The 2,692-nt window shown below is 46.0% G+C and carries 2 protein-coding genes; one reads left to right on the forward strand and one right to left on the reverse strand.

Features of this window, described 5'->3' with window-relative positions; translation table 11 throughout:
• Nucleotides 1–109: 109 nt before the first annotated feature.
• Nucleotides 110–802 (reverse strand): IS6 family transposase, encoded by a 693-nt coding sequence (locus MO867_RS21465; protein WP_373565928.1) that lies wholly within the window; start codon nucleotides 800–802, stop codon nucleotides 110–112.
• Between the two features lie 354 nt (nucleotides 803–1,156).
• Here MO867_RS21465 and MO867_RS21470 point away from each other — a divergent pair, with 354 nt between their 5' ends.
• Nucleotides 1,157–2,560 carry an MFS transporter gene (locus MO867_RS21470; RefSeq protein ID WP_252472943.1) on the forward strand — a complete coding sequence of 468 codons (1,404 nt, stop codon included), beginning with the start codon at nucleotides 1,157–1,159 and terminating at the stop codon, nucleotides 2,558–2,560.
• The last annotated feature ends 132 nt before the right edge of the window (nucleotides 2,561–2,692 follow it).

A 2,692-nucleotide genomic window follows, 5' to 3' on the forward strand; every position in this document is an offset into this window, starting at 1 on the left:
CTCACCCCACTGATAAAACAACTCACTGAAGCGGCCATGCAGGCGGAATTGGAGGGGTTCTGTCGCAAACTTTCCGGATGACTGAAACACACCTATGGCCCGGACACAGTTATCCTGCGAGTGCCATAAATTGACGATAGGCTGGGATGCCTTCCTGCCCCAGCTGCCCTTTTCGGATCATGTGAGCAGTCTCAATCCCATCGAGAGTGGCTACCGCTGAATGGAAGGCCTTAAAACCCATCATAGGTTTGGTTATTCGTTTGATAAACCGGTGGTCCTGCTCAACGATATTGTTGAGATATTTGACCTGTAGTGTATCGATGAATGAAAGCCAGAAACCCATCAGAAACAGGTAGATATTGATGTTAGTCAGGCCCGCCAGATTGGCTCCGCTTTTGTCTATGACTACCTTCTCTGGCAGCCCACTACTATCAATGGATTTCTGAAAGAAGCGTGTCGCTGCGGTTTCATCTCGGGTTTCTGAGAGCATGAAGTCAACGGTTTCACCGGATTTATCGACTGCCCGATACAGGTATACCCACCTGCCCTTAACCTTGATATAGGTCTCATCCATACGCCAGGAGGTACCTACCTGGCACTTCTTCTTTCTGGCCTCTGCGGCAATTTGCGAGGAGTATTTGACAACCCATCGGTTGAGGGTGGCGTGATCAACAGTAATCCCACGCTCCTGCATAATCTCTTCCAGATCACGATAGGAAACTGCATAGCGTACATAGAAGAATACGGCATACAGAATCACATCTTTCGGGTAGTGGGTTCCTTTGAAGCTGATCAACAGCATAGACCTCGAACTGCAGATTCAGAGCAGGAGCTTATACCTGAAATGTAGGAGTGCCCGCAAGACCGGCGAACTTTGCGACAGAACCCTCGCTTCTATGGCAGAAATTGTACCCTCATAAATATGTTGGGTACTTAACAGCATTCGGTATATTTTCGGTTTATCTGTACAAATTGCGGTTGATAAAAACACCTTATAAAAATCCTCAGTAGTATGTAACTCAATGTTTCAATTTCTAGGAAGGATATAGATTCAATTGCAGCTAGGACTAGATAAGTAATATGGATGCGAGAATCATCTCCTTGAGCCACACTTTCGAGATAACTTTCCTATCAAGTTGATACTTTGGTCATTAATATGGCGGAAGAAAGAACACCTCTCACAAAGACCCAATTCTTGGGCCTGACAGCGTTAAGCCTGGCTGTATTTCTAATTGCGAATGATTTTACCGCTTTCTCTGTGGCAATACCCGCCATGGAAAAAGAGTTTAATTCTGATATCACTACGGTCCAGTGGGTAATCAATGGTTATACCCTGGTTTTTGGTGTTCTCATTATTTCCGGTGGTCGTTTGGCAGACATGTTTGGGCGCCGACGAATATTCTTTATTGGCACCGCTATTTTTGTATTGTTCTCCCTTTTGGGCGGACTGGCTGTAGATGTTTGGATGCTATTAATTTCGCGAGCACTAATGGGTATCGGCGGAGCAATGATGTGGCCGGCGATACTGGGAATGATTTATGGTTTGATGCCTGAGGATCGCTCAGGTCTTGCTGGTGGCTTGATCATGGCGGTGTGCGGAGCATCAAATGCGATTGGCCCCATGCTGGGGGGGACACTGACAGATTTACTGAGTTGGCGCTGGATCTTCTTTATTAATGTACCTATAGCAATCTTGGCGTGCTTTGTCTGTTGGCGGGTTGTAGCTGATGACAGTCCTGAAGAGGTGCGTGAGCGTATAGATTATGCCGGAGTAACTGCTCTTACAGTTTCCCTATTTGGACTGCTGGTTGCCCTGGATCTCGCTATAGATTTTGGTTTTAAGAGCCCGTTAATAGTAGCGCTGTTTTCGATATTTTTATTGTTTATGGGCCTGTTTGTGATCATTGAGCGCAATGCTGGTAAGGATGCACTGATTCCTCAGGATGTGGCGAGTAACAGCAAATTCTTTGCTGCTGGTATTGCTACACTGCTGCTTTCAGTGGTCTTCTTTGCTGCACTTTTGTATGTACCGCAATTTTTAACCAAGGTTCGCGACTACTCGGCAATGGCGTCAGGTATGGGCTTATTGCCGATGATGATCGTATTTGGCCTGGTATCTTACGTTTCTGGAAGTTTGTATGAGCGGTTAGGGGCCAAGGTAATCGTTTCTGCCGGAACGGTGTGTATGTGTGCCGGAATGTTTATGTTGTCGCACCTACATGAAGACACCCAGTATACCAGTATGATTCCCGGACTAATGATACTGGGAGCCGGTATAGGGCTCTTTTATTCAACCATTACCACAGCTGCAATTACTGTTGTTGATCCATCCAGGTCAAGCCTGGCCGGGGCGATTCTCTATATGTTCCAAATTGCTGGCGGCGCTCTCGGATTGGGAATGAATACCACCATTGTAGTTATGGCACCGGATTTGACAACAGGTATAGACCGTGCATTTACAGTCAATGCTTACTTGGCTCTGGCGGGATTGATAGTTTGTATTCTGTTTGTGAGTGGTAAAACTATAGAAGTGGAGATAGAGGAGGAAGGTATCCTTTAGCAATAGTAGAACTCCTTCCAAAGCCAACTATTAATTTACTTTTCTATCGATGGTGTCTAATTGGAAGGAGGGTGTTCAAACTCTGTGTCAGCCATAGCCTCAGAGGCTGATATATTTCTCCAGCCGATCTGG

Source organism: Microbulbifer okhotskensis (genome assembly GCF_023895975.1).
Lineage (GTDB): Bacteria > Pseudomonadota > Gammaproteobacteria > Pseudomonadales > Cellvibrionaceae > Microbulbifer > Microbulbifer okhotskensis.